Source organism: Pseudomonas sp. FG35 (assembly GCF_057809295.1).
Genome location: NZ_JBMDJR010000003.1, coordinates 430,996 through 455,101 on the forward strand (window position 1 = coordinate 430,996; position 24,106 = coordinate 455,101).

Consider the following 24,106-nt stretch of genomic DNA (forward strand, 5'->3'; position numbering starts at 1 on the left):
CGAACATGGCATGAGCGGAAGGTGAATCAGCCTTCCGTCATTTACACCGAAAGTCGCGTTGACAAGTTCCGGAAACCCTACCGATACTTCAGCGCAGTCATACGACAACCTACAACAAACCTAATAACAACGTGTAAGGGATTGCCATGACGTCCACCTCCACCGCCCCAACTCCGTTCAATCGCCTGCTGCTGACCGGCGCCGCCGGTGGCCTGGGCAAAGTCTTGCGCGAACGTCTGCGCCCCTACGCCAATGTGTTGCGCTTGTCGGACATCGCCGCCCTCGCCCCGGCCATCGATGACCGGGAAGAAGTCGTGCTCTGCGACCTCGCCGACAAAGCTGCCGTGCATCAGCTGGTCGAAGGCGTGGATGCGATCCTGCACTTCGGTGGCGTCTCGGTGGAGCGCCCCTTCGAAGAAATCCTCGGCGCCAACATCTGCGGCGTATTCCATATCTATGAAGCGGCACGCCGCCACGGCGTCAAACGGGTGATCTTCGCCAGCTCCAACCATGTCATCGGCTTCTACAAACAGGACGAACACCTCGACGCCAGCTCCGCTCGCCGCCCCGACGGCTACTACGGTCTGTCCAAGTCCTACGGCGAAGACATGGCCAGTTTCTACTTCGATCGCTATGGCATCGAAACTGTCAGCATCCGCATCGGCTCGTCGTTTCCCGAACCACAGAACCGCCGAATGATGCACACCTGGCTGAGCTTCGACGACCTCACCCAATTGCTCGAACGTTCGCTGTACACCCCCAACGTCGGCCACACCGTGGTTTATGGCATGTCCGCCAACAAGGACGTGTGGTGGGACAACCGCTTCGCCAGCCACCTCGGCTTCGAGGCCAAAGACACCTCCGAAGTGTTTCGAGACAAGGTCGAAGCGCAGCCGGTGCCCGCCAGCGATGACCCGGCGCGGATCTATCAGGGCGGGGCCTTCGTTGCGGCCGGCCCGTTCGGCGATTGACCGGCGCGATTCACGTCTCCAATAAAACCAAGGGAATGAGTATGCAAGCCGAATTGATCGTCGACGCCCGCAACGCGGTGGGTGAAAGCCCGGTGTGGGTGCCGCAGGAAAATGCGCTCTACTGGGTCGATATCCCCAACGGTGGCCTGCAACGCTGGGATGCCGACACTGGCCATGTTCACGCCTGGAAGGCTCCCGAGATGCTCGCCTGCCTCGCCCGACACAGCCGGGGCGGCTGGGTGGCCGGTATGGAGAGCGGGTTCTTTCAACTGCGCCCCCACAGCGATGGCAGCCTTGACAGCGACCTGCTCGCGACCGTGGAACACAGCCGCCAGGACATGCGCCTGAACGACGGCCGCTGCGACCGTCAGGGCCGGTTCTGGGCCGGCAGCATGGTGCTGAACATGGGCCTGAATCTGCCCGAAGGCCGGCTCTATCGCTACGCCGCCGGGCAAACAGGCGCGATCGAGGCACAGCTTGATGGCTTCATCGTGCCCAACGGTCTGGGCTTCAGTCCGGACGGCAAAACCATGTACCTGTCGGACTCGCACCCGAACGTGCAACTGATCTGGGCCTTCGATTACGACATTGCCAGCGGCACCCCCTCCAACCGACGGGTGTTCGTGGACATGAACCATTTTTACGGCCGTCCCGACGGCGCTGCCGTGGATGCCGATGGCTGCTACTGGATCTGCGCCAACGATGTCGGCCTGATCCACCGGTTCACTCCGGAAGGCCGCCTTGACCGCTCGCTGCCGGTACCGGTGAAAAAACCCACCATGTGCGCCTTCGGTGGCAGCCGGATGGACACCTTGTTCGTGACCTCGATCCGCCCCGCCGACGACCAGGACCCGCATTCGCTGGCCGGCGGCGTGTTCGCCCTCAACCCCGGCGTCAAAGGCCTGCCGGAGCCATTGTTCGACGACCTGCTGTAACCCCCCTGCTGCATCGCTGTGCCTTGAACACAAAAATAACAAGACTGGAGAACCCCTCATGGACTTCAAACGCACGTTGCTCGCCGCCGCTCTCCCCCTCGCGCTCACCTTCGGCAGCGCCGCCCAGGCGCTGGAAATCAAATTCGCCGACATCCACCCCGCCGGTTATCCGACCGTGGTCGCCGAAGAACAGTTGGGCAAGACCCTGGTTGCCGAAAGTGACGGCAAGCTGACCTTTAAAATGTTTCCCGGCGGCGTGCTCGGCTCGGAAAAGGAAGTGGTCGAGCAGGCTCAGGTCGGCGCCATTCAAATGGCCCGCGTCAGCCTCGGCATCGTCGGCCCGGTGGTGCCGGACGTGAACGTGTTCAACATGCCGTTCGTGTTCCGTGACCAGGCGCACATGCGCAAGATCATCGACGGTGAAATCGGCGACGAGATCCTCGACAAGATCACTCAATCCGAATTCAACCTCGTCGCCCTGGCGTGGATGGACGGCGGCACGCGCAACATCTACACCAAGAAACCGGTGCGCAGCCTTGAAGACCTCAAGGGGATGAAAATCCGCGTGCAGGGCAACCCGATGTTCATCGAAACCATCAACGCCATGGGCGGCAACGGGATCGCCATGGACACCGGCGAAATCTTCAGTGCGCTGCAGACCGGCGTCATCGACGGCGCGGAAAACAACCCACCGACCCTGCTTGAACACAACCACTACCAGAACGCCAAGTTCTACAGCCTGACCGGGCACCTGATCCTGCCCGAACCGATCGTGATGTCGAAAATCACCTGGGAAAAACTCACGCCCGATCAGCAGACGCTGGTGAAAAAAGCCGCCAAGGCTGCACAGGCTCAGGAGCGCACGCTGTGGGACGCCAAGTCCGTCAGCAGCGAGGAAAAACTCAAGGCGGCCGGCGTCGAGTTCATCACCGTCGACAAGAAACCCTTCTACGAGGCCACCGCCTCGATCCGTGAAAAATACGGCGCGCCCTACGCCGACCTGATCAAGCGCATCGAAGCCGTTCAGTAAACCTCCCAGCCCTCTGCAAAAGGCCCGGCAGCGCTGACGTCGCTTGATGTCCGCGCGTGCCCGGTTACGGTGGAACCCGATGAAGAATTTGCTGCTGCGCATCAATGACCGGATCTACATGGCCTGCATCTGGGTCGCCGGTCTGTCGGTGCTGACCATTTCCCTGATCATCCCCTGGGGCGTGTTCGCCCGTTACGTCCTCGGCACCGGCTCGAGCTGGCCGGAGCCCACCGCCATCCTGCTGATGATGGTCTTCACCTTCATCGGCGCCGCCGCCAGCTATCGCGCCGGCGCGCACATGGCGGTGGCGATGGTCACCGATCGCCTGCAACCAAATATGCGCCGAACCATGAGCATCGTTTCGCAAGTGCTCATGGGCACCATCTGCCTGTTCATGACCATCTGGGGCACCAAGCTGTGCCTGTCGACGTGGAACCAGTTCATGAGCGCCCTGCCGACATTGCGGGTCGGCATCACTTACATGCCGATCCCGATTGGCGGTGCGCTGACGCTGGTTTTCGTACTGGAAAAACTCTTGCTCGGCGATCAAAGCAATCGCCGCGTGGTGCGGTTCGACCTGGTTGAAGAAAACGAAGGGGCTGCCTGATGGACGCATTGATTCTGCTGGGCAGTTTTATCGCACTGATCCTGATCGGCATGCCGGTTGCCTATGCCCTCGGGCTGTCGGCGCTGATCGGCGCGTGGTGGATCGACATCCCGTTCCAGGCCTTGATGATTCAGGTGGCGGGCGGGGTGAACAAATTCTCGCTGCTGGCGATTCCGTTTTTTGTGCTGGCCGGCGCGATCATGGCCGAGGGCGGCATGTCTCGGCGGCTAGTGGCGTTCGCCGGGGTCCTGGTGGGCTTCGTGCGTGGCGGGCTGTCGCTGGTCAACATCATGGCCTCGACCTTTTTCGGCGCGATTTCCGGCTCGTCGGTGGCCGACACCGCGTCGGTGGGTTCGGTGCTGATCCCGGAAATGGAGCGCAAGGGCTACCCACGGGAATTCTCCACAGCGGTCACCGTCAGCGGTTCGGTACAAGCCCTGCTGACCCCGCCGAGTCACAACTCGGTGCTCTACTCGCTGGCGGCCGGCGGCACCGTTTCCATTGCGTCGCTGTTCATGGCCGGCGTGGTGCCGGGCCTGCTGATGAGCGCGTGCCTGATGGTGCTGTGCCTGATTTTCGCGCGCAAACGCGACTATCCCAAAGGCGAGGTGATCCCGCTGCGCGAAGCCCTGAAGATCTGCGGCGAAGCCTTGTGGGGCCTGATGGCGATGGTGATCATTCTCGGCGGGATTCTGTCGGGGATCTTCACGGCCACCGAGTCGGCGGCCATTGCCGTGCTGTGGTCGTTTTTCGTCACCATGTTCATCTACCGCGACTACAAATGGAGTGAACTGCCGAAACTCATGCACCGCACAGTGCGCACCATTTCCATCGTGATGATTCTGATCGGCTTCGCCGCCAGTTTCGGCTACATCATGACCCTGATGCAGATCCCGGCGAAGATCACCACGCTGTTCCTGACCCTGTCCGACAACCGCTACGTGATCCTGATGTGCATCAACGTCATGCTGCTGTTGCTCGGCACCGTGATGGACATGGCACCGCTGATCCTGATCCTCACACCGATCCTGATGCCGGTGATTCTCGGTATCGGCGTCGACCCGGTGCAGTTCGGCATGATCATGCTGGTCAACCTCGGTATCGGCCTGATAACGCCGCCCGTGGGAGCCGTGCTGTTCGTGGGTTCGGCGGTGGGCAAAGTCAGTATCGAAAGCACGGTGAAGGCGCTGCTGCCGTTCTACGCCGTGCTGTTCCTGGTGCTGATGCTGGTGACCTACGTTCCGGCACTGTCGCTGTGGTTGCCGCATCTGGTGTTGTAACGCGATCACTGTGGCGAGGGCGCTTGCTCCCTCGCCACAGGTGTTGTCTCACGCCCGCAGCAACATGTAAGCCGCAACCACCAGGCACACACTGGCAAACCCCACCTGCAACGTCCTCGCCCGCACCCGCGCGCAGAGTTTGCGGCCGATGATCATGCCGACGATGCTGGCCACGATGAACGACGCGCCAAGATGATCGATCCGCACCCCGGCATGGAACGCGCCGATCACGCCGATCGCGGAAATCAGGCTGATGACCATCAAGGACGTGGCGACGATCCCGCGCATCTGCACATCGGTCAGTTGCTTGAACGCCGGCACGATCAGAAACCCGCCGCCGACCCCCAGCAACCCGGACACCACGCCGGTGACCGCGCCCAGTGCCGCGAGGGTCGCGGTGCATTTGGCGGTCCAGTCGAAACGGCCGGTCTGCTCATTGAGCATGCAGTTTTTCTGGCCCCAACTGGCGTGGCCATGATCGCTGGGTCCCTGCTGCTGGCGTTCGCGGCGCAGCATGCGCCACGCCACCATCACCATCAGCAGGCTGAACAGGATCATCAGGACCTTTTCCGGCAACTGATGGGCGAAGTAGATGCCCACCGGCGAAAACACCGCGCCGAGCGCCGCGATCAGCAGCGCCGCGCGATAACGCACCAGACCATGGCGCAAGCCATCGATCGCGCCGACCGCCGCTGCGCTGCCAACGGCAAACAACGCCACCGGCGCCGCCTGCGTCATCGTCCAGCCCAGCCCGAGCACCAGCGCCGGTACGGCGAGAATCCCGCCGCCGGCCCCGGTCAGTCCAAGGATCAACCCCATCACCACGCCAAACAGACTTGCCAGCAACATAGAGTGTTCTCAGTCGACCCTGGACAGACGCGTCAGCCATTCGCGGCCCTTGAGCATGCCGTTCCAGTAGAACCACGGCAGCAGCGTCGCCTTCAGCCACCACGCGGAGCGGCGCGGCACGGTCGGGTCGAGGGGAAAGGTCGGCAACATTTTTCCGCCGTAGCCGAACTCGGCGAGGATCACCTTGCCCTTCTCCACCGTCAGCGGGCAGGAGCCGTAGCCGTCGTACTTCAGCGGCAACGCCAGTTCCTTGCGCAGGGCCAGCAGGTTTTCCGCCACCACCACAACCTGCTTGCGCACTGCCGCGGCGGTTTTCGCATTGGTGGTGCCGCAGATATCGCCCAGGGCAAACACTTCGGGATAGCGCGGGTGTTGCAGGGTGTGCGGGTTGACCTCGCACCAGCCGGCGGCGTCGGCCAGCGGACTTTGTGCGATGAAATCCGGTGAGACCTGCGGCGGGACGACGTGCAACAAATCGAAAGTCTTGGCCTGACGGGTAACGTTGCCGTCCGCATCCTTGACGTCGAACCAGGCAGTTTTCGCCGGGCCGTCGACCTTCACCAGATTGGAATTGAATGCCAGCCGCGCGTTGTATTTCTCGATGTACTTCATCAGCGGCGGTACGAAGGTCGGCACGCCGAACAGCGCGGCACCGGCCAGATTGAACTCGACATCGACCTTACTCAGCACGTTGCGCTTGAGCCAGTGATCGCAGGACAGGTACAGCGCCTTTTGCGGCGCGCCGGCACACTTGATCGGGATCGGCGGCTGGGTGAACAGCGCTTTGCCGCCGCCCAGTTTCTGCACCTGATCCCAAGTGTATTGCGCGTGCTGATAGCTGTAGTTGGAGGTGACGCCGTGCTGGCCGAGACTGTCCTGCAGGCCTTCGATCTTCTCCCACGCCAGGCGCAGGCCGGGGCAGACGATCAGGTTCTGATAGGTGATGGTGCGTTGATCGTTGAGGGTGAGACGGCGCTGGTCGGGGTCGATGCCGGTCACGGCGGCCTGAATCCAGGTGGCCTGGCGCGGCAGCACCTTGTTCATCGGTCGGGCGGTGTCTTTGGCGTCATAGGCGCCACCGCCGACCAGCGTCCACGCCGGTTGGTAGTAATGCAGGGTGCTCGGCTCGATCACCGTGATTTTCAGGCCGGGATCGCGCTTGAGCAGGCTCGCGACAAAACCGATGCCGGCAGTGCCGCCGCCGATGACCACGATGTCCGCACTGATGGATGGGCCCCAGTGTTGATCGTTCATTGTTTGTTCCTTATGGCTGCACGCAAGGATAGCCGGGTCTATTGCGCCCAGCTTTTGAGCACGGCTCCGCAGTAGAGTCCGGAGAGGGTTTTCATCACCTGGATCACTTCGTGACTGGCGAGACCGTAAAAAATGTACTTGCCTTCACGACGGGTCGCGACCAGCCCTTCATCACGCAGGATGCCCAGTTGCTGGGACAGGGTCGGCTGACGCACGCCGGTCATTTTCTCCAGTTCGCCGACGTTGCGCTCGCCCTGGGTCAACTGGCACAGGATCAACAGCCGATCCTCGTTGGCCAAGGCCTTGAGCAGCGAACAGGCCTTGGAGGCCGAGGCGCGCAGTTGCGCCACTTCACATTCGGTCAGACTGGATTGCATTTGCAGGATGCCTTCAACGTCACTTAAGCTGCGGACATTATGTGTTTACATAAAGTGTTGCAACTCTGACTTTCCACCTTCTGCACAGGACCGTGTCCATGCCCGCGCTGATTGAAGCTTTCCTCGACCCCGCCTCTTCGACCTACAGCTATGTGGTCTACGAGGCCGATGGCGGGCAATGCGCAATCGTCGATCCGGTGCTCGATTACGACGGGGCCGCCGGCCGCACCTGCACGGCTCAGGCGGACAGGATCATCGCCTTCGTTCGCGCCCATAACCTGCAAGTGCAGTGGCTGCTGGAAACCCACGCCCACGCCGATCACCTGTCCGCCGCGCCGTACCTGCGCCGGGAACTGGGTGGGAAAATCGCGATTGGCGAATCGATCAGTAAAGTGCAGAACGTGTTCAAGGCGCTGTTCAACCTGGAACCGGAATTTCGCGTCGACGGCTCGCAGTTCGATCATCTGTTCGCGCCGAACGAGTCGTTCCGGATCGGCAATCTCAAGGCCACCGCCCTGCATGTCCCCGGCCACACCCCGGCGGACATGGCCTACCTGATCGATGGCGAACAAATCCTGGTCGGCGACACGCTGTTCATGCCCGACGTCGGCACCGCCCGTTGCGACTTCCCAGGTGGCAACGCCCATCAGTTGTTCAATTCGATTCACAAGCTGCTGGCCTTCCCTGCCAGCGTGAAGCTCTATGTCTGCCACGACTATCCGCCGCAAGGCCGCGACTCGCAGTGCCAGACCACCGTGGGTGAACAGCGCAAAAGCAATATCCATGTGCATGACGGCGTCGATGAGGCCGCGTTTGTCGAGATGCGTACTAAACGGGATGCCGGACTTGGAATGCCGACACTGTTGTTGCCGGCGATTCAGGTGAATGTGCGGGCGGGAAATCTGCCACCGGCGGAAGGCAATGGCGTTGTTTACCTGAAGATTCCGATCAACTCCGTGTAAGAAAAGATCAGTGAAGCAATTCGAATCAAGGGGATTCGTACCTGTCACGTCGGATCCCATGAACTGGGCGTAATCTCGGCCGACAGGCAGACTTCATGGGGTAATCAACCCATGGAGATTTGGCAATATGGATATTCGCCGCAACCACCGGGATCTATCCCGGGAGGAAAAAGCCGCCTTCATCAACGCGGTCCTGACGCTGAAAAACAACGTCAACAGCGTACTGCGTCCCGGTCAGCAAAGCCGTTACGATGACTTCGTTCAGATCCACAAAAACTCAATGGGACGTGGCAATCCGCTCGTTCCCAACCCGCATCAAAGCCCCTTGTTTTATCCGTGGCACCGGGTCCTGATCCGCCAGTTCGAACTGGCGCTGCAGGCCGCCGCCGATGACCCTCGCATCACACTGCCCTACTGGAACTGGCAAATCGGCGGCGCCGAGAATCCATTCACCTCGGACTTCATGGGCGGCAACGGTGACAATACCCAGAATCAGCTGGTAACCAGCGGACCCTTTTCCAATAACCAGTCGCCATTCATTGTCTCGGTATGGGACGAGGGTGTCGGTGATGCGGGCTTGCGTCGCAATCTAGGGGCTGCCGGCGCCTTGCCGTCACCAGAAACCGTCATCTCGGCCCTGAACAGAACGTCCTATTGGATGGAGCCGGGCGGTTGGGAAAACTTTTCCGAGCGTGAACTGCACAATCCCGTGCATGCCTGGATCGGAGGCAACATGATGGAGGCATCCTCTCCCAATGACCCGATATTCTTCCTGCATCATTGTTATCTGGATCTGCTCTGGGAGCGCTGGAAACACCAGCATCCGAACGTTCCCTCTTTCCCGCAGGAGGAACTGAGCAACTCGACACTGGTCTTTCACCCCGAAAACGAACTCGCTCCGTGGCCTCAAAGCTTCACCATTGAGCAGACTCTTTTTACCGAAGAACTGGGTTATCGATATGAATACCTGTGAACGGCACCGGATTCAGTTGCCCAGCGTCAAACCGTTCGCCGGCAGCGGCAATGCCGTCTTATAGCGCACCTGCTTGAGCGCAAAACTTGACCGAATGTTGGCCACGCCCGGCACCTTGGTCAGAAAGTCCATCATGAAGCGTTCGAGCGACTGAATGGTCGGCACCAGCACCCGGATCAAGTAGTCAGGGTCGCCGGCCATCAGGTAGCACTCCATGACTTCGGGACGATCGGAAATGGCTTCTTCGAAATGCTGCAGCGCTTCCTCTACCTGCTTCTCGAGACTGACGTGGATGAACACGTTGACGTGCAGGCCCAGCAGGTCTGCATCCAGCAGCGTCACCTGCTCGCGGATCAGCCCCAGCTCTTCCATCGCCTTGACCCGGTTGAAGCACGGCGTCGGCGACAGATTGACCGAACGGGCAAGGTCGGCGTTGGTGATGCGCGCGTTCTCCTGAAGGCTGTTGAGAATGCCGATGTCGGTACGGTCCAGTTTGCGCATGAGACAAAACCACCTGTTTTTTATGTTTATGCAGAATTTCTATCTGCAAATGATCTCCAGCGCAACGAAACAGAGAGAAATATTCTTCTTGCCCGGGCCTATGATTGTTGTAGGACAAGATTTCTTTTATCGAAGAATGACTGCCAGCTCACTACAAGAAATTCACAAGATCGAGCGTAGAAGCCATGACCCAAGCGTATGAACCGCTGCGTCTGCACGTCCCTGAACCCTCGGGCCGCCCAGGCTGCAAAACCGATTTCTCCTACCTGCATCTGACCGATGCCGGCACGGTGCGCAAACCTTCCATCGACGTAGAACCAGCCGACACCGCCGACCTGGCCCGTGGCCTGATCCGCGTGCTCGACGACCAGGGCAACGCCCTCGGCCCATGGGCTGAAAACGTTCCGGTCGAGATCCTGCGCAAAGGCATGCGCGCCATGCTCAAGACCCGGATCTACGACAACCGCATGGTGGTTGCCCAGCGTCAGAAAAAAATGTCGTTCTACATGCAGAGCCTTGGCGAAGAAGCCATTGGCAGTGCCCAGGCCCTGGCCTTGAACATCGACGACATGTGCTTCCCCACCTACCGCCAGCAAAGCATTCTGATGGCCCGCGACGTACCGCTAGTCGACCTGATCTGCCAGTTGCTGTCCAACGAGCGCGATCCACTCAAGGGACGTCAGCTGCCGATCATGTACTCGGTCAAGGACGCCGGTTTCTTCACCATTTCCGGTAACCTCGCCACCCAGTTCATTCAGGGCGTGGGCTGGGGCATGGCCTCGGCGATCAAAGGCGACACCAAAATCGCCTCGGCCTGGATCGGCGACGGCGCCACCGCCGAATCGGACTTCCACACCGCCCTCACCTTCGCTCACGTCTATCGTGCGCCGGTGATCCTCAACGTGGTCAACAACCAGTGGGCGATCTCGACCTTCCAGGCCATCGCCGGTGGTGAAGCCACCACCTTCGCCGGACGCGGTGTCGGTTGCGGCATCGCCTCGCTGCGGGTGGATGGCAACGATTTTTACGCGGTCTACGCCGCCTCCGCCTGGGCTGCCGAACGCGCCCGCCGCAACCTCGGCCCGACCATGATCGAATGGGTCACCTACCGCGCCGGCCCGCACTCGACCTCCGACGATCCGTCCAAATACCGTCCTGCCGACGACTGGAGCCACTTCCCGCTGGGCGACCCGATTGCCCGCCTGAAACAGCACCTGATCAAAGTCGGCCACTGGTCGGAAGAAGAGCACGCCGCCGTCAGCGCCGAGCTCGAAGCCGAAGTGATCGCCGCACAGAAACAGGCCGAACAGTACGGCACCCTCGCCGGCGGCCAGATTCCGAGCGCCGCCACCATGTTCGAAGACGTCTACAAAGAGATGCCGGAGCACTTGAAGCGCCAGCGTCAGCAGTTGGGGATCTGACATGAACGATCACAACAACAATATTCAGTTGGAAACCGCCATGACCACGACCACCATGACCATGATCCAGGCCCTGCGCTCGGCCATGGATGTGATGCTTGAGCGTGACGACAACGTGGTGGTGTTCGGACAGGACGTCGGCTACTTCGGCGGCGTGTTCCGTTGCACCGAAGGCTTGCAGACCAAGTACGGCACCTCGCGGGTGTTCGATGCGCCGATTTCCGAGAGCGGTATCGTCGGCGTCGCGGTAGGCATGGGCGCTTATGGCTTGCGTCCGGTGGCCGAGATTCAGTTCGCCGACTACGTGTACCCGGCGTCCGACCAGATCATTTCCGAAGCCGCCCGTCTGCGTTATCGCTCGGCCGGCGAGTTCACCGCCCCGATGACCCTGCGCATGCCTTGCGGCGGTGGCATCTACGGCGGCCAGACCCACAGCCAGAGCATCGAAGCGATGTTCACTCAGGTCTGCGGTCTGCGCACCGTCATGCCGTCCAACCCGTATGACGCCAAAGGCCTGCTGATCGCCTCCATCGAAAACGATGACCCGGTGATCTTCCTCGAGCCAAAACGCCTGTACAACGGCCCGTTCGACGGCCACCACGACCGCCCGGTGACCCCGTGGTCGAAACACCCGCAAGCCCAGGTGCCGGACGGTTACTACACCGTGCCGCTGGACGTTGCCGCGATTACCCGTCCGGGCAAGGACGTAACCGTGCTGACCTACGGCACTACTGTGTACGTGTCGCAAGTCGCTGCTGAAGAAAGCGGCGTTGACGCTGAAGTCATCGACCTGCGCAGCTTGTGGCCGCTGGACCTGGAAACCATCGTCAAATCCGTGAAGAAAACCGGCCGTTGCGTCGTGGTTCACGAAGCCACCCGCACCTGCGGATTCGGCGCCGAACTGGTGTCGCTGGTGCAAGAGCATTGCTTCCATCACCTGGAAGCGCCGATCGAACGCGTGACCGGTTGGGACACCCCCTACCCGCACGCGCAGGAGTGGGCGTATTTCCCTGGGCCGTCCCGAGTGGGCGCGGCGCTGAAACGGGTCATGGAGGTCTGAATGGGCACGCACGTTATCAAGATGCCGGACATTGGCGAAGGCATCGCAGAAGTAGAACTGTCGCAGTGGCACGTCAAGGTTGGCGACCTGGTCGTTGAAGATCAGGTGCTGGCGGACGTGATGACCGACAAGGCGATGGTCGACATTCCGTCGCCGGTCCACGGCAAGGTGATTGCACTCGGCGGTCAGCCGGGCGAAGTGATGGCGGTCGGCAGTATTCTGATCAGCATCGAGGTTGAAGGCGCCGGCAATCTGAAGGAGTCCGACAAACCGGCGCCTGTTGCGGCGAAAGAAACACCCGTCGCGCCAAAAGTTGAAGCTGTCGTTGAAAGCAAACCCGCCGCACCACGTACGGCTCCGGTTTGCCAGGGCCCGATGGTTGCTCGCCAAGCCGATGAGCGCCCACTGGCCTCGCCGGCCGTGCGCAAACATGCGCTGGATCTGGGCATTCAATTGCGTCTGGTGCGCGGCTCCGGCCCGGCCGGCCGCGTGCTGCACGAAGACCTCGACGCCTATCTGGCGCAGGGTCAGTCGAATGCTTCGGCGCCGGTCGCCGCTGCGTACGCCCAGCGTAATGATGAAGAACAGATTCAAGTGATCGGCATGCGCCGCAAGATTGCCCAGCGCATGCAGGACGCCACCCAGCGTGCGGCACACTTCAGTTATGTCGAAGAAATTGACGTCACCGCGATTGAAGAACTGCGCGCCCATTTGAACGAAAAACACGGCGCGAGCCGTGGCAAGCTGACCTTACTGCCGTTCCTGGTGCGCGCACTGGTCGTCGCCCTGCGCGATTTCCCGCAGATGAACGCCCGTTACGACGACGAAGCCCAGGTCATCACCCGCCTCGGCGCGGTGCACGTCGGCGTCGCCACCCAAAGCGACGTCGGCCTGATGGTGCCGGTGGTGCGTCACGCCGAAGCGCGCAGCCTGTGGGACAGCGCGGCGGAAATCTCCCGCCTGGCCAACGCCGCCCGCAATGGCAAGGCCAGCCGCGATGAACTGTCCGGCTCGACCATCACCCTGACCAGCCTCGGCGCCCTTGGCGGCATCGTCAGTACCCCGGTGCTGAACCTGCCGGAAGTGGCCATCGTCGGCGTGAACAAAATCGTCGAACGGCCAATGGTCGTCAAAGGCCAGGTGGTGATCCGCAAGATGATGAACCTCTCCAGCTCCTTCGATCACCGCGTGGTCGACGGGATGGACGCGGCGCTCTTCATCCAGGCCATTCGTGGTCTGCTCGAACAACCCGCGACCCTGTTTGTGGAGTGATGGCATGCAATCTCTGAACACCACGCTGCTGATCATCGGCGGCGGTCCTGGCGGTTACGTGACGGCCATTCGTGCCGGGCAACTGGGCATTTCGACCATTCTGGTCGAGGGTGAATCGCTGGGCGGCACCTGCCTGAACATCGGCTGCATTCCGTCGAAAGCGCTGATCCACGTGGCCGAGCAGTTTCACCAGACGCAACATCACAACCAGCATTCGGCACTGGGCATCAGCGTTTCGGCGCCTACCCTCGACATCACTAAAAGCGTCGAGTGGAAGGACGGCATCGTTGATCGCCTGACCACCGGCGTCGCCGCGCTGCTGAAGAAGAACAAGGTTCAGGTCATCAACGGCTGGGCCAAGGTCATCGACGGCAAGACCGTGGAAGTCGGCGACACCCGCATCCAGTGTGAACATCTGGTGCTGGCCACCGGCTCGAAAAGCGTCAATCTGCCGATCCTGCCGATTGGCGGGCCGATCATATCGTCCACCGAGGCGTTGGCGCCGAAGTCGGTGCCGAAACGCCTGATCGTGGTCGGCGGTGGTTACATCGGTCTGGAATTGGGCATTGCCTATCGCAAGCTCGGCGCCGAGGTCAGTGTGGTCGAGGCGCAGGATCGGATCCTGCCGGCCTACGACGCCGAACTGACTCAACCGGTGCACGACGCGCTGAAGCAACTGGGCGTGAAGCTCTACCTCAAGCACAGCGTGCTGGGTTTCGACGGTACGTTGCAGGTGCGCGATCCGAACGGTGACACGCTGAATCTGGAAACCGATCAGGTGCTGGTGGCCGTCGGTCGCAAACCCAATACCCAGGGCTGGAACCTTGAAGCGCTGAACCTGGACATGAACGGCTCGGCGATCAAGATTGACAGCCGCTGCCAGACCAGCATGCGTAATGTCTACGCCATCGGCGACCTGAGCGGCGAGCCGATGCTGGCCCACCGCGCCATGGCCCAGGGCGAAATGGTCGCCGAGCTGATCAGCGGCAAGACCCGCGAATTCAACCCGACCGCCATCGCTGCCGTGTGCTTTACCGACCCGGAACTGGTGGTCGTCGGCAAGACGCCGGACGAGGCCAAGGCGGCGGGACTTGACTGCATCGTGTCGAACTTCCCGTTCGCGGCCAATGGCCGGGCGATGACGCTGGAATCGAAAACCGGCTTCGTGCGGGTGGTCGCCCGTCGAGACAATCATGTGATTGTCGGCTGGCAGGCGGTCGGTGTCGGGGTCTCGGAGCTGTCGACTGCGTTCGCGCAAAGCCTGGAAATGGGCGCGCGACTGGAAGACATCGGCGACACCATCCATGCACACCCGACTCTGGGTGAAGCGGTGCAGGAAGCGGCGTTGCGTGCGCTTGGGCACGCGTTGCACCTGTAAAAACCCGACACGGGGGAGTTTTTTCATAAGCAGGCTAATAAATCTGCTGCTCCCCCCATCGCCCGGGCTGCGAAACCGCTCAAGAATGAAGTATTGTTGTGCCCATCCAAAAAAACGTCAGAAGCCTTGAACCGCTTCGGCGGTTGTTCAGTGATAGAGGGTGTCATGGGTAACGAAAGCATCAACTGGGACAAGCTGGGTTTTGACTACATCAAGACCGACAAACGCTATCTGTCGTACTTTCGCAATGGCGAGTGGGACAAAGGCACCCTGACCGAAGACAACGTGCTGCACATCAGCGAAGGCTCCACTGCCCTTCACTATGGCCAGCAATGCTTCGAAGGCCTGAAGGCCTATCGTTGCAAGGACGGCTCGATCAACCTGTTCCGTCCGGACCAGAACGCCGCGCGCATGCAACGCAGCTGCGCCCGCCTGCTGATGCCGCATGTATCCACCGAGCAGTTCATCGAAGCGTGCAAGGAAGTGGTTCGCGCCAACGAGCGCTTCATCCCGCCTTACGGCACCGGTGGCGCGCTGTACCTGCGTCCGTTCGTGATCGGCGTGGGTGACAACATCGGCGTGCGTACCGCACCTGAGTTCATCTTCTCGGTGTTCGCGATCCCGGTCGGTGCCTACTTCAAGGGCGGCCTGACCCCGCACAACTTCCAGATTTCCACCTTCGACCGCGCCGCGCCACAAGGCACCGGTGCCGCCAAGGTCGGTGGCAACTACGCGGCCAGCCTGATGCCTGGCTCCCAGGCCAAGAAAGCGCACTTCGCTGACGCCATCTACCTGGATCCGCTGACCCACAAGAAGATCGAAGAAGTCGGTTCGGCCAACTTCTTCGGGATCACCCACGACAACAAGTTCGTGACCCCGAACTCGCCATCGGTACTGCCGGGTATCACCCGTCTGTCGCTGATCGAACTGGCCAAGTCCCGTCTGGGCCTGGAAGTGGTCGAAGGCGACGTATTCATCGACAAGCTGTCGGACTTCAAAGAGGCCGGCGCCTGCGGTACTGCGGCGGTGATCACCCCGATCGGTGGCATCAGCTACAACGACCACCTGCACGTATTCCACAGCGAAACAGAAGTCGGCCCTGTGACCCAGAAGCTCTACAAAGAGCTGACCGGCGTGCAGACCGGCGACGTCGAAGCGCCAGCCGGCTGGATCGTCAAGGTTTGATCTGACGGCCAGATGCACAAAAGCCCCCATCGAGTGATCGATGGGGGCTTTTTTATTCGTTTGGCTCGGTGGCCTTCATGGCAATCCGCTTGCCCGCGCGACCGGCAATCCCGCTCGCCTGTCCGTTCTGCTGCTTGCCCATTCGCGCCTGGGTAATCAATCCGGGAATCAGCTCTCCTTCCGGCAGGTTCTTCCAGAACCGCGTCGGCAAATGCCCCTGCATGACTTTCTCGTTCAAACGCGCCGGGTTGAAGATGTGGCTGTAGTACGTCAGCCATAAATCACCGTGGGGATCGTCGACGTTCTGCGCCAATTGCTGCCACTCCAGCGGACACTGACGTTCATGGATCAGTTGTTCACCATCGTAATAAACCCCGTCGCGGGGCGTGGCGATCAGCCAGCGATGCCGGCCCATGCGCCCGACGAAGTGTTCGCTGGCGCTGTGCAGAATATCGTGGGCCGGTTCGTGCCACGCCACGTATTGCGGGCCCGGCAGCTCTGGCGGGCGCTCGATGAAGCGCACGAACGCATGCAGATGATGGGCTTCGCGCTGCACCTGCTTGATCCGCCGCTGCAACTCGCTGCCCAGCTTGTCGCCGGCCATCATTGCCGTGCGATCGCCGTGGCTGACTCGCCACAGCACTTCATACAGCAAACTCCAGCGCTGATCGCCACGGTATCGCGACGCTTGTTCCAGGGTGTCGAGCAACGCACGCGGAATTCGCGCCTGAAACGGCCCCTGCCCTTCGGGCACCGCCACGTCACTGGCAAACAGATCACTTACCCCTTCCGACGCCCAGCTCACCAGACTCGGATCAATTTCATGGCTGAGCAGCCAGCGCGCCTGCTGGCGCCAGGTGTCGAACAGGTCGTCGCAGTCGAGATTGATCATCCCCACAGCCCCATCTGTTGCGGCATTGGTCGGTCGCGCAATTGCTGATAAAGCATCTGGCTGGTGACTTCCGCCTGCTGAGGGTGGTAATCGCTGGTGATGATGAACGGCTTGGCTTTGGCCAGCACACAGCGCATGCGCGCCACGTCTTCGTAGCGAATGCGCCGCTGCCGACGCAGTTCCACCAGACGTTCGGTGGTGCGCAAGCCGATGCCGGGGATGCGTGAAATCAACGCCGGTTCGGCGCGATTGAGGTCCAGCGGGAACACCTCGCGGTTCTGCAGCGCCCAGGCCAGTTTCGGGTCGATGTCCAACGCCAGATTGCCCGGCCCCTGAAGCAACTCACCGGCGGTATAGCCATAACCGCGCAACAGAAAATCCGCCTGATACAAGCGGTGCTCGCGCATCAGCGGCGGTGCGGCCAAAGGCACGCTTTTCGGGCTGTCGGGAATCGGGCTGAAGGCCGAGTAATAGACCCGGCGCAGACGGAAGTTGCCGTAAAGCGCCTGCGCGCTGTGCAGGATGGTGCTGTCGTCGGTGTCATCGGCACCCACAATCATCTGCGTACTCTGCCCGGCCGGGGCGAACTTTGGTGCGCGGGGTTCGTTGAGCACGGTCTGCACACCGGTGTAGATGGTGTTCATCGCCTGCTTGATCGAACCGATGTGCTTCTCCGGCGCCAGGGTTTGCAGGCTGGCATCCGTGGGCAATTCGATGTTGACGCTCAGGCGATCGGCGTAACGCCCGGCCTCTTCGATCAACGCGGGATCCGCATCGGGAATGGTTTTGAGATGAATGTAGCCACGGAACTCATGCTCTTCGCGCAGCAACTTCGCGACACGCACCAGTTGCTCCATGGTGTAGTCCGCCGAACGAATGATCCCCGAGCTGAGAAACAACCCGCTGACGCAATTGCGCCGGTAGAAATCCAGGGTCAGCGTCACCACTTCCTCGGGCGTGAAACGCGCACGGGGCACGTCGCTGGAACGGCGGTTGACGCAGTATTGGCAGTCGTAGAGACAGAAATTGGTCAGCAGAATCTTGAGCAGCGACACACAACGCCCGTCCGGCGTGTAGCTGTGGCAAATGCCCATGCCATCAGTCGAACCCAGCCCGTCCTTGCCTTCGGAACTGCGCTTGGGCGCGCCACTGCTGGCGCAGGAGGCGTCGTACTTGGCGGCGTCGGCGAGGATGCTGAGCTTGTCGATGATTTGCATGGCACTGACTCGATACTGTTCGCATATACAGTATAGACAGCGATTGGCTCACACAAGGTGCAATGCCGCTCTTCGTCGGAATGTCGCACCGCAGGAGTCAGGTCAATTTGACTCAGCAGCAGTCAGATTGACTCGATTCCACAAGCGTCATAATGACTATCAACCCTGCGCAGCCCTTGATATTAAAGGCTGTCCGGCATGGCCCGAAAATTGACTGGTCTCCCGTAGCCATTTGGCTGAAGACCAAAAACGGGAGTCGAACATGGATCATATTTTTCAGGGCAAGCTTGCCGTCATCACCGGTGCCAGTTCGGGCATAGGCCTGGCCGCCACCGAGCGCCTGCTCGATCAAGGCACACGCGTGTTGGCCATGTCGCGAAAGCTCGGCGCACTGGCCGAACTGCTTGAGCGGTATCCGCAGCAACTGGTGTGGCACTCCGGCGATGTCGCTCAAGCCGCTGACCTTGCCGCTTTGGCCGAGCAAGCTGCACGCATCGGTCCGGTAAGTTTCGTGGTGCCCAACGCCGGTATCGCAGAACTGGCCGACGGGCTCGACAGCTCGGCATTCGGTCGCCAATGGGCAGTAAACGGCGCCGGCGCCCTGAACACCTTGGCCGCCCTGCGCCCGCACCTTGCAGACAAGGCGTCAGTGGTGTTCATCGGTACTTTTCTGGCCCGAATCAGTTTCGCGGGATTGGCCGCCTACATCGCGTCAAAAGCGGCGTTGATCGCCCATGCCCGAACCCTTGCAGTCGAGCTGGCACCCCACGGTGTGCGCATCAATTGCGTTTCCCCCGGCCCGACCGCAACGCCGATCTGGTCGACATTGGGCCTGAGTGACGAAGCGCTCGGCGACGTGGCCCAAGGCGTCAACAAACGACTGCTGGGCGGACAATTCCTAGAACCTGCGGCAGTGGCCGACGTCATTCTGTTCCAGCTGGGCAATGGCGCACGCGGCGTCATCGGTCAGGACTGGGTAGTCGACAGCGGATACACCTTGAGCTAACGCGCATGCACCGATCCGGGCGTGGAATCAGCCAACTGGCGACCTGACGAATCCCGCCCGGCTTCGGGCAAAACCAGCCCCCAGCGCGATGACAATTCTCGGCGCCCCTGCACCGTCAACGTCAGCGCCCGACTGTCCAGATCCTGCGTCACCCATTTGCGCTTCAGCGCCGCCTGCAACAACGCCGCACCGAGCGAACCGCCCAGATGCGGCCGGCGCATGCTCCAGTCCAGACACGGGCAGGCGAACCGTCGGCGCAACGTCGACAGATCCTTGACCTCAATACCCAGCCCTTCAAAAAACGCCTCGCCACTTTCACTGAGGCGATAAACCTGTTCATCGGTTTCCACCAGCCATCCCGTCTCCAGCAAGCGGTCATGCAACAACACCGCCAGCGTCCCGGCCATGTGGTCGTAGCAGGTGCGGGCGAATTGCAGGCGATCCGGTGTATGCGGCTTGAAGGTCGGTGCGGAGTTCTGTCCGATCACCATCAGCGCTTCCAGCGCCTGGGCCACGCGCTTGTCGGCGAGGCTGTAATAACGGTGGCGGCCCTGCACATGCAGGCGCACCAAGGCCAGATCCTTGAGCTTGGCCAGGTGTGCGCTGGCGGTCGAGGCGCTGACTTCGGCAAGGGTTGCCAGCTCGGTGGCGGTGCGGGCGTGGCCGTCCATCAGCGAGCACAGCATTTTGGTCCGCGCCGGTTCCGCGATGGCGGCGGCCACTTGCGAGACGCCGATGTCTTGATGTTCTGCGTGCATATTTCGCTCCCGGACGAATCATCGCCCTCAAGGACTGGAGATAGTAGCAACACTTTCCCCACCGACAAGGTTGCGATCCATGGACCCGATCATCGCGGCGACTCACGCCGATCCCTACCCCTACTACGCCGAACTGCGCGCGGCGGGCGGGCTGACCTTTCATCACGGACTGAAACTGTGGGTTGCCAGCAGCGCCCGCGCGGTATGCGCGGTGCTGGCGCATCCGGATTGCCGGGTACGTCCGGTGCAGGAACCGGTGCCCAAAGCCATCGTCGATGGCATGGCGGGCAAGGTGTTTGGCCTTTTGATGCGCATGAATGACGGCGAAGCTCAGCGCTGCCCGCGTTCGGCCATCGAGCCTCCGCTGGGGTTGATTGATCGGGAAGAAGTCGGCGCACTGGTGTCCGCGCGGTTGATCACCAATGATTCCGACGGGCTCTATAAAGCCATGTTTCGCGGCCCGGTGTGCGTGGTTGCATCGTTGTTCGGATTCACCCCGGCGCAGGCGCGGGTCATCAGTGAACTGACGGCGGATTTCGCGGCGTGCCTGTCGCCGTTGAACAATGACTTGCAACTGGCGGCAGCCCATCGGGCGGCGGAGCAATTGCGCGGTTACTTTATTGAATTGCTGGCGGATCCGAATCCGTTTCTCGCCGACATCCAACAGCGTTTTGTCGGCGAGGAGGATGTGCTGCTCGCCAACCTGATCGGCCTCTGTTCGCAGACGTTCGAGGCCACCGCCGGGCTTATCGGTAATGCGCTGGTGGCGTTGCAGCGTCAGCCTGAATTACGCGTGGCGTCAGTGGATTCGTTGCTGGCTGAAGTCCAGCGCTTCGATCCCTCGGTACAGAACACTCGCCGTTTTATGGCGAACAGCTGCGAAATCGACGGCGTGCGGCTGGAAGCCGGCGACGTGATTCTGGTGCTGCTGGCCTCGGCCAATCGTGACCCGGCACTGAATGAAAACCCGGATCGCTTTAGGGTGGATCGCCCGAACCGACGCAGCTTCACGTTCGGCAGCGGTCGGCATCAATGTCCCGGACAGACGCTGGCAATGACGATCGCCAGCGCCACGCTCACTGAAATTCTCGCCCGCAACATTGATCCGGGAAGATTCACGTGGCACTACCGGCCTTCGCTGAATGGACGAGTTCCGATGTTCAGCGAGGTGCAGCCTTAAGCGTTGCGCAATTCGATGGTCAGGTGCGAAAGTTCATGCACCGGCGCCAGGCGCTCACGGATCGCGTCGGCAGTCACGCCCGCCACCGCGACCACACTGACAATCGCCGCCCGCGCCTGCGGGCCGACCTGCCAGACGTGCAAATCGCTGATGCGCACATCATCGGAGGTTTCCAGCAGTTCGCGGATCTCCTCGGCCACGGGTTCGTCGGTGGTGTCGAGCAACACGGCGGCGCTGTCGCGCATCAGGTTCCAGGCCCATTTGGCGATGACGATGGAACCGACGATGCCCATCACCGGGTCCATCCACACCCAGCCCAGATAGCGCCCGGCCAGCAGCGCGGCAATCGCCAGTACCGATGTCAACGCGTCCGCCAATACGTGCACGTAAGCTGAACGCAGGTTGTTGTCGTGATGGTGGTGATGGCCATGATCGTGGCTGTGGTCGTGACTATGGCCGTGGTCGTGATGGCTGTGGTGACCGGCCAGCAGAAAAGCGCTGAGCAGGTTGACGCCCAGGCCGACCACGGCAATCAAGGTTGCTTCGCCGAACGCCACACTGGTTGGCTGGAACAGACGGAAAACCGATTCCCCGGCAATCCCCAGCGACACCAGCCCCAACACCATCGCCGAGGCAAAACCCGCCAGATCACCGACCTTGCCGGTGCCGAAACTGTAGCGTCGGTTGTTGGCGTTACGCCGGGCAAAACCATAGGCTGCCGCCGCGATGCCCAAGGCGCCGGCGTGGGTCGCCATATGGAAACCGTCGGCCAGCAATGCCATGGAACCGGTGAGATAACCGGCGGCAATTTCGCCGATCATCATCACGAAAGTCAGCACCACCACCCACAGGGTGCGGCGGGCGTTTTCATCGTGCGAAGCACCGAGAAACTGGTGGTTGTGGGAAAAGTCATCAACCTTGAGGGTCATGATGTCGGCGCTCACTTGGAATATCGGCGGATGGCCAGCAGCAACTCTTCCACGCCCTGGGCGCGGGCTTCATCGCTGAGGTCGGGACGGGCGACATGCTCGCGGGCGTGGGCCTCGATGAACTGCTCCATCAAGCCATTGACCGCGCCGCGAATCGCCGCCATCAGGTGCAACGTCTTGGCACAATCGGCCTCGGATTCCAGCGCTTTTTCAACAGCCTGAACCTGCCCGGCAATGCGCCGGACCCGGTTGAGCAACTCGCCTTTGTGTTCGTGCGTGTGCGACATACCTATACCCCCTACCCCTATATGGCGAGCATAGTCGCTGTTCCGATCGAGAGGGGCAAGGCCTGTTTTCGACCATCCGTCGCAGCTTGAATTTTTGACGTGAAAGGATTGAGGCGGAGCGTCAGTCGGCAACCGACTCTGGAAGGTGTTTCAGAGGCAGGATCGTTGGGAACCCTCGTCTGTCAGGCCCATTGCAGTGGCGAGGACGACGAGAAGCAGAGGTCTACGTCCAGTTGCGCTGCAGCCGACAGGTTGACCAGCGCATCCAGAGAGAACTTGTCGATTTTGCCGTTGAGTACGTCGTTAAGGCGCGGCTGGGTGATGCCTAGACGCTTGGCCGCCTCCTTCTGCGGAAGCTCCCAGGCACGAATCGTTTCGCACAACGTGCGCATCAGCTTGGCCCGCAGGCGCATGTTGGCCGCTTCCTGCGGCGTGTCTTCCAGTGCATCCCAGACGCTTGCGAAACGCTGGGAAGAGTTTTGATGATCCGTCATGGTTCAACCTATTTCCTGGTATCTGGCCCGTGCCAGTTCTATGTCTCGCGTCTCGGTTTTGCGCGTGGTCTTTTGCAGGGCGTGCAGCACATAAATCGCGTCAGGCCGGTTGACCACATAAAACACTCGAAACGCTCCTGAATCCTCGGTGATTCTGATTTCATTGACGCCCCGCCCGACGGTCTTCATGGGGCGCCAGTCAAAGGGTTCGTCACCCTGCTGCAACAGATCCAATTGGAATCCGGCAGCTCTGCGAGCATCGAGGGGAAAAGCTCTCAGATCCTTGAGCGCACTCCCGACAAATACCACGTCCTTGTGTCTTGGCATTGGCTTCTCCTGTGTTGGAAGGAAAAGCGTAATAGCCCGGACGGAATCGTGTCGCGGCGGTGTGTTGCAAGGAATGGCAGCGATCACATACCAGCAGACTATATCGAAATCGATATAAATCAAGTTTGAATTGGCTTATCTGACATTTGGTAGCACAAAGCAGAAATTCGCGAGTCGGCACACTTGATAAGCCGACACAGAGCCCCTGTGGGAGCGAGCTTGCTCGCGATGGCGGACTGAAAAATGACGCATCATTTTGCCCCCATCCGGGAGGCTACATTGCCTTGCGCCTTTGCCTACAACTACGCCAGAATCCGCCGGCTTGTGCGGTTTGGAGCCTGCCCGTAACTTGATTCGCATCACTGAATGGTCAGTGAACGGGTTTAGTCGCTCGGTGGGTTTTAAGCTGCATAGAGTCATTTCTGTCAGGCATTTCTACGCCTGTACTTAATGGTAGCTGTGCGCAGGGCACCTTCGGGTGCGCCGGGAAAGCTTAGAACCACCGGTCGACTAACCTGCGCATAGCTGCCACCCAATTTGTTTAGTCGCAAATGACGGTGTAAGCCTCAATTGAAAGGTTCTAAGCAAATGATCAAGCCAACACCCAATCCTCCGGAAACAGACATCCAGTCCGAATCCGACCCAACCTCTCCCTACTCCACAACCGACTCAAAAAAACTCCACGAAGCCGCCGAGCGCGCCCTCGACCATTACCTGAAACCCACCGCCCCGAAACAGCACTGCCCCGGCCGCATGTTCCTCATCGCACCCCACATCGATCAACATGCCTTGCTAGCCCACGCCTGCGAATCGATGGCTTCGGCCGGCGTGATGCTCAGCGACTTCGCCGCGCTGCTGGACCCGCCCTACCGCAGCACCGTGCTGGGCATCGCCCAAGTGGTGATGTGTGGCGAACTCGCCGTGAACCGGGCACTGGACACTCTCGATGCCACGACCTGAG

General features: G+C 60.9%; 26 protein-coding genes. 15 read left to right on the forward strand and 11 right to left on the reverse strand.

The window, feature by feature from the left end; genetic code table 11:
* Positions 1–146 precede the first annotated feature (146 nt).
* The 5 genes from ACODTD_RS08515 to ACODTD_RS08535 all read left to right on the forward strand — a co-directional run bounded on the left by ACODTD_RS08515 (position 147) and on the right by ACODTD_RS08535 (position 4,823).
* Complete coding sequence (locus ACODTD_RS08515) at positions 147–971, forward strand: NAD-dependent epimerase/dehydratase family protein (RefSeq protein ID WP_011334820.1); 825 nt, start codon at positions 147–149, stop codon at positions 969–971.
* A gap of 41 nt (positions 972–1,012) precedes the next feature.
* The gene (locus ACODTD_RS08520) at positions 1,013–1,906 is read left to right on the forward strand and encodes an SMP-30/gluconolactonase/LRE family protein (RefSeq protein ID WP_489104726.1); all 894 of its coding nucleotides are present in this window, start codon (positions 1,013–1,015) and stop codon (positions 1,904–1,906) included.
* Between the two features lie 58 nt (positions 1,907–1,964).
* Positions 1,965–2,936, forward strand: a complete 972-nt coding sequence (locus ACODTD_RS08525; RefSeq protein ID WP_064380543.1) for a TRAP transporter substrate-binding protein — start codon at positions 1,965–1,967, stop codon at positions 2,934–2,936.
* A gap of 79 nt (positions 2,937–3,015) precedes the next feature.
* Complete coding sequence (locus tag ACODTD_RS08530; protein WP_108562583.1) at positions 3,016–3,543, forward strand: TRAP transporter small permease; 528 nt, start codon at positions 3,016–3,018, stop codon at positions 3,541–3,543.
* The gene (locus ACODTD_RS08535; protein WP_011334824.1) at positions 3,543–4,823 is read left to right on the forward strand and encodes a TRAP transporter large permease; all 1,281 of its coding nucleotides are present in this window, start codon (positions 3,543–3,545) and stop codon (positions 4,821–4,823) included. Before ACODTD_RS08530 ends, ACODTD_RS08535 begins: the two co-directional genes overlap by 1 nt.
* 48 nt (positions 4,824–4,871) lie before the next feature.
* Here ACODTD_RS08535 and ACODTD_RS08540 read toward each other — a convergent pair whose 3' ends face one another.
* From ACODTD_RS08540 to ACODTD_RS08550, 3 genes are read right to left on the reverse strand one after another with little or no spacing between them, the layout of a single operon-like run.
* Positions 4,872–5,672: a sulfite exporter TauE/SafE family protein gene (locus ACODTD_RS08540; protein ID WP_489104727.1), complete on the reverse strand. Its 801-nt coding sequence runs from the start codon at positions 5,670–5,672 to the stop codon at positions 4,872–4,874.
* 9 nt (positions 5,673–5,681) lie between these two features.
* Positions 5,682–6,926: an NAD(P)/FAD-dependent oxidoreductase gene (locus ACODTD_RS08545; protein ID WP_201820276.1), complete on the reverse strand. Its 1,245-nt coding sequence runs from the start codon at positions 6,924–6,926 to the stop codon at positions 5,682–5,684.
* A 38-nt stretch (positions 6,927–6,964) separates the two neighbouring features.
* Positions 6,965–7,303: an ArsR/SmtB family transcription factor gene (locus tag ACODTD_RS08550; RefSeq protein ID WP_007952897.1), complete on the reverse strand. Its 339-nt coding sequence runs from the start codon at positions 7,301–7,303 to the stop codon at positions 6,965–6,967.
* 98 nt (positions 7,304–7,401) lie between these two features.
* Here ACODTD_RS08550 and ACODTD_RS08555 point away from each other — a divergent pair, with 98 nt between their 5' ends.
* Both ACODTD_RS08555 and ACODTD_RS08560 read left to right on the forward strand, forming a co-directional pair.
* Positions 7,402–8,265, forward strand: a complete 864-nt coding sequence (locus tag ACODTD_RS08555; protein WP_201820279.1) for an MBL fold metallo-hydrolase — start codon at positions 7,402–7,404, stop codon at positions 8,263–8,265.
* A 127-nt stretch (positions 8,266–8,392) separates the two neighbouring features.
* Positions 8,393–9,238: a tyrosinase family protein gene (locus ACODTD_RS08560; protein WP_201820282.1), complete on the forward strand. Its 846-nt coding sequence runs from the start codon at positions 8,393–8,395 to the stop codon at positions 9,236–9,238.
* A gap of 12 nt (positions 9,239–9,250) precedes the next feature.
* Here the strand turns inward: ACODTD_RS08560 and bkdR are convergent, their stop codons facing one another.
* Positions 9,251–9,739, reverse strand: coding sequence for a Bkd operon transcriptional regulator BkdR (bkdR, locus tag ACODTD_RS08565; RefSeq protein ID WP_007915088.1), 489 nt, complete (start codon positions 9,737–9,739; stop codon positions 9,251–9,253).
* A 185-nt stretch (positions 9,740–9,924) separates the two neighbouring features.
* Here bkdR and ACODTD_RS08570 point away from each other — a divergent pair, with 185 nt between their 5' ends.
* From ACODTD_RS08570 to ACODTD_RS08590, 5 genes are all read left to right on the forward strand, one after another.
* Positions 9,925–11,160, forward strand: coding sequence for a 3-methyl-2-oxobutanoate dehydrogenase (2-methylpropanoyl-transferring) subunit alpha (locus ACODTD_RS08570; RefSeq protein ID WP_007952906.1), 1,236 nt, complete (start codon positions 9,925–9,927; stop codon positions 11,158–11,160).
* Between the two features lies 1 nt (position 11,161).
* Complete coding sequence (locus ACODTD_RS08575) at positions 11,162–12,220, forward strand: alpha-ketoacid dehydrogenase subunit beta (RefSeq protein ID WP_003224000.1); 1,059 nt, start codon at positions 11,162–11,164, stop codon at positions 12,218–12,220.
* Positions 12,221–13,492 carry a dihydrolipoamide acetyltransferase family protein gene (locus tag ACODTD_RS08580; RefSeq protein WP_011334829.1) on the forward strand — a complete coding sequence of 424 codons (1,272 nt, stop codon included), beginning with the start codon at positions 12,221–12,223 and terminating at the stop codon, positions 13,490–13,492. It abuts the gene before it with no gap.
* Positions 13,493–13,496: 4 nt separating this feature from the next.
* Positions 13,497–14,870 carry a dihydrolipoyl dehydrogenase gene (gene lpdA / locus ACODTD_RS08585; RefSeq protein ID WP_489104728.1) on the forward strand — a complete coding sequence of 458 codons (1,374 nt, stop codon included), beginning with the start codon at positions 13,497–13,499 and terminating at the stop codon, positions 14,868–14,870.
* A gap of 165 nt (positions 14,871–15,035) precedes the next feature.
* Positions 15,036–16,055, forward strand: coding sequence for a branched-chain amino acid aminotransferase (locus ACODTD_RS08590; protein ID WP_011334831.1), 1,020 nt, complete (start codon positions 15,036–15,038; stop codon positions 16,053–16,055).
* A 52-nt stretch (positions 16,056–16,107) separates the two neighbouring features.
* Here ACODTD_RS08590 and ACODTD_RS08595 read toward each other — a convergent pair whose 3' ends face one another.
* Together ACODTD_RS08595 and ACODTD_RS08600 are read right to left on the reverse strand one after the other, a co-directional pair.
* Positions 16,108–16,947 (reverse strand): TIGR03915 family putative DNA repair protein, encoded by an 840-nt coding sequence (locus ACODTD_RS08595; protein ID WP_221614422.1) that lies wholly within the window; start codon positions 16,945–16,947, stop codon positions 16,108–16,110.
* The gene (locus ACODTD_RS08600; RefSeq protein WP_011334833.1) at positions 16,944–18,164 is read right to left on the reverse strand and encodes a putative DNA modification/repair radical SAM protein; all 1,221 of its coding nucleotides are present in this window, start codon (positions 18,162–18,164) and stop codon (positions 16,944–16,946) included. Before ACODTD_RS08600 ends, ACODTD_RS08595 begins: the two co-directional genes overlap by 4 nt.
* A 262-nt stretch (positions 18,165–18,426) precedes the next feature.
* On the opposite strand from ACODTD_RS08600, the gene ACODTD_RS08605 reads away from it, so the two are divergent.
* Positions 18,427–19,170 carry an SDR family NAD(P)-dependent oxidoreductase gene (locus ACODTD_RS08605; protein WP_489104729.1) on the forward strand — a complete coding sequence of 248 codons (744 nt, stop codon included), beginning with the start codon at positions 18,427–18,429 and terminating at the stop codon, positions 19,168–19,170.
* Here the strand turns inward: ACODTD_RS08605 and ACODTD_RS08610 are convergent.
* Positions 19,167–19,928 (reverse strand): ArsR/SmtB family transcription factor, encoded by a 762-nt coding sequence (locus ACODTD_RS08610; RefSeq protein ID WP_011334835.1) that lies wholly within the window; start codon positions 19,926–19,928, stop codon positions 19,167–19,169. The genes ACODTD_RS08605 and ACODTD_RS08610 overlap by 4 nt on opposite strands.
* Before the next feature lie 79 nt (positions 19,929–20,007).
* Between ACODTD_RS08610 and ACODTD_RS08615 the strand changes: the two genes are divergently transcribed.
* Positions 20,008–21,108, forward strand: a complete 1,101-nt coding sequence (locus tag ACODTD_RS08615; protein WP_489104730.1) for a cytochrome P450 — start codon at positions 20,008–20,010, stop codon at positions 21,106–21,108.
* Here the strand turns inward: ACODTD_RS08615 and dmeF are convergent.
* The 4 genes from dmeF to ACODTD_RS08635 form a co-directional block, all read right to left on the reverse strand.
* Positions 21,105–22,037, reverse strand: coding sequence for a CDF family Co(II)/Ni(II) efflux transporter DmeF (gene dmeF / locus ACODTD_RS08620; protein WP_041475578.1), 933 nt, complete (start codon positions 22,035–22,037; stop codon positions 21,105–21,107). The two genes, ACODTD_RS08615 and dmeF, sit on opposite strands and share 4 nt — an antisense overlap.
* A gap of 11 nt (positions 22,038–22,048) precedes the next feature.
* Positions 22,049–22,324: a metal/formaldehyde-sensitive transcriptional repressor gene (locus ACODTD_RS08625; protein ID WP_011334838.1), complete on the reverse strand. Its 276-nt coding sequence runs from the start codon at positions 22,322–22,324 to the stop codon at positions 22,049–22,051.
* A 182-nt stretch (positions 22,325–22,506) separates the two neighbouring features.
* Positions 22,507–22,818, reverse strand: a complete 312-nt coding sequence (locus tag ACODTD_RS08630; protein WP_096822566.1) for a helix-turn-helix domain-containing protein — start codon at positions 22,816–22,818, stop codon at positions 22,507–22,509.
* A gap of 3 nt (positions 22,819–22,821) precedes the next feature.
* On the reverse strand, positions 22,822–23,145 hold the full coding sequence (locus ACODTD_RS08635; protein ID WP_065258430.1) for a type II toxin-antitoxin system RelE/ParE family toxin: 324 nt from the start codon (positions 23,143–23,145) through the stop codon (positions 22,822–22,824).
* A 588-nt stretch (positions 23,146–23,733) separates the two neighbouring features.
* On the opposite strand from ACODTD_RS08635, the gene ACODTD_RS08640 reads away from it, so the two are divergent.
* Entirely contained in the window at positions 23,734–24,105 is a 372-nt protein-coding gene (locus ACODTD_RS08640) for a DUF6124 family protein (RefSeq protein WP_489104731.1), read from the forward strand.
* Position 24,106: the final 1 nt, after the last annotated feature.

Bases quoted from the DNA above. Each gene is read 5' to 3' on its own strand.
- ACODTD_RS08515 (WP_011334820.1), top strand. From the start codon at position 147: ATGACGTCCACCTCCACCGCCCCAACTCCGTTCAATCGCCTGCTGCTG.
- ACODTD_RS08520 (WP_489104726.1), top strand. From the start codon at position 1,013: ATGCAAGCCGAATTGATCGTCGACGCCCGCAACGCGGTGGGTGAAAGC.
- ACODTD_RS08525 (WP_064380543.1), top strand. From the start codon at position 1,965: ATGGACTTCAAACGCACGTTGCTCGCCGCCGCTCTCCCCCTCGCGCTC.
- ACODTD_RS08530 (WP_108562583.1), top strand. From the start codon at position 3,016: ATGAAGAATTTGCTGCTGCGCATCAATGACCGGATCTACATGGCCTGC.
- ACODTD_RS08535 (WP_011334824.1), top strand. From the start codon at position 3,543: ATGGACGCATTGATTCTGCTGGGCAGTTTTATCGCACTGATCCTGATC.
- ACODTD_RS08540 (WP_489104727.1), bottom strand. From the start codon at position 5,672: ATGTTGCTGGCAAGTCTGTTTGGCGTGGTGATGGGGTTGATCCTTGGA.
- ACODTD_RS08545 (WP_201820276.1), bottom strand. From the start codon at position 6,926: ATGAACGATCAACACTGGGGCCCATCCATCAGTGCGGACATCGTGGTC.
- ACODTD_RS08550 (WP_007952897.1), bottom strand. From the start codon at position 7,303: ATGCAATCCAGTCTGACCGAATGTGAAGTGGCGCAACTGCGCGCCTCG.
- ACODTD_RS08555 (WP_201820279.1), top strand. From the start codon at position 7,402: ATGCCCGCGCTGATTGAAGCTTTCCTCGACCCCGCCTCTTCGACCTAC.
- ACODTD_RS08560 (WP_201820282.1), top strand. From the start codon at position 8,393: ATGGATATTCGCCGCAACCACCGGGATCTATCCCGGGAGGAAAAAGCC.
- bkdR (WP_007915088.1), bottom strand. From the start codon at position 9,739: ATGCGCAAACTGGACCGTACCGACATCGGCATTCTCAACAGCCTTCAG.
- ACODTD_RS08570 (WP_007952906.1), top strand. From the start codon at position 9,925: ATGACCCAAGCGTATGAACCGCTGCGTCTGCACGTCCCTGAACCCTCG.
- ACODTD_RS08575 (WP_003224000.1), top strand. From the start codon at position 11,162: ATGAACGATCACAACAACAATATTCAGTTGGAAACCGCCATGACCACG.
- ACODTD_RS08580 (WP_011334829.1), top strand. From the start codon at position 12,221: ATGGGCACGCACGTTATCAAGATGCCGGACATTGGCGAAGGCATCGCA.
- lpdA (WP_489104728.1), top strand. From the start codon at position 13,497: ATGCAATCTCTGAACACCACGCTGCTGATCATCGGCGGCGGTCCTGGC.
- ACODTD_RS08590 (WP_011334831.1), top strand. From the start codon at position 15,036: ATGGGTAACGAAAGCATCAACTGGGACAAGCTGGGTTTTGACTACATC.
- ACODTD_RS08595 (WP_221614422.1), bottom strand. From the start codon at position 16,947: ATGATCAATCTCGACTGCGACGACCTGTTCGACACCTGGCGCCAGCAG.
- ACODTD_RS08600 (WP_011334833.1), bottom strand. From the start codon at position 18,164: ATGCAAATCATCGACAAGCTCAGCATCCTCGCCGACGCCGCCAAGTAC.
- ACODTD_RS08605 (WP_489104729.1), top strand. From the start codon at position 18,427: ATGGATCATATTTTTCAGGGCAAGCTTGCCGTCATCACCGGTGCCAGT.
- ACODTD_RS08610 (WP_011334835.1), bottom strand. From the start codon at position 19,928: ATGCACGCAGAACATCAAGACATCGGCGTCTCGCAAGTGGCCGCCGCC.
- ACODTD_RS08615 (WP_489104730.1), top strand. From the start codon at position 20,008: ATGGACCCGATCATCGCGGCGACTCACGCCGATCCCTACCCCTACTAC.
- dmeF (WP_041475578.1), bottom strand. From the start codon at position 22,037: ATGACCCTCAAGGTTGATGACTTTTCCCACAACCACCAGTTTCTCGGT.
- ACODTD_RS08625 (WP_011334838.1), bottom strand. From the start codon at position 22,324: ATGTCGCACACGCACGAACACAAAGGCGAGTTGCTCAACCGGGTCCGG.
- ACODTD_RS08630 (WP_096822566.1), bottom strand. From the start codon at position 22,818: ATGACGGATCATCAAAACTCTTCCCAGCGTTTCGCAAGCGTCTGGGAT.
- ACODTD_RS08635 (WP_065258430.1), bottom strand. From the start codon at position 23,145: ATGCCAAGACACAAGGACGTGGTATTTGTCGGGAGTGCGCTCAAGGAT.
- ACODTD_RS08640 (WP_489104731.1), top strand. From the start codon at position 23,734: ATGATCAAGCCAACACCCAATCCTCCGGAAACAGACATCCAGTCCGAA.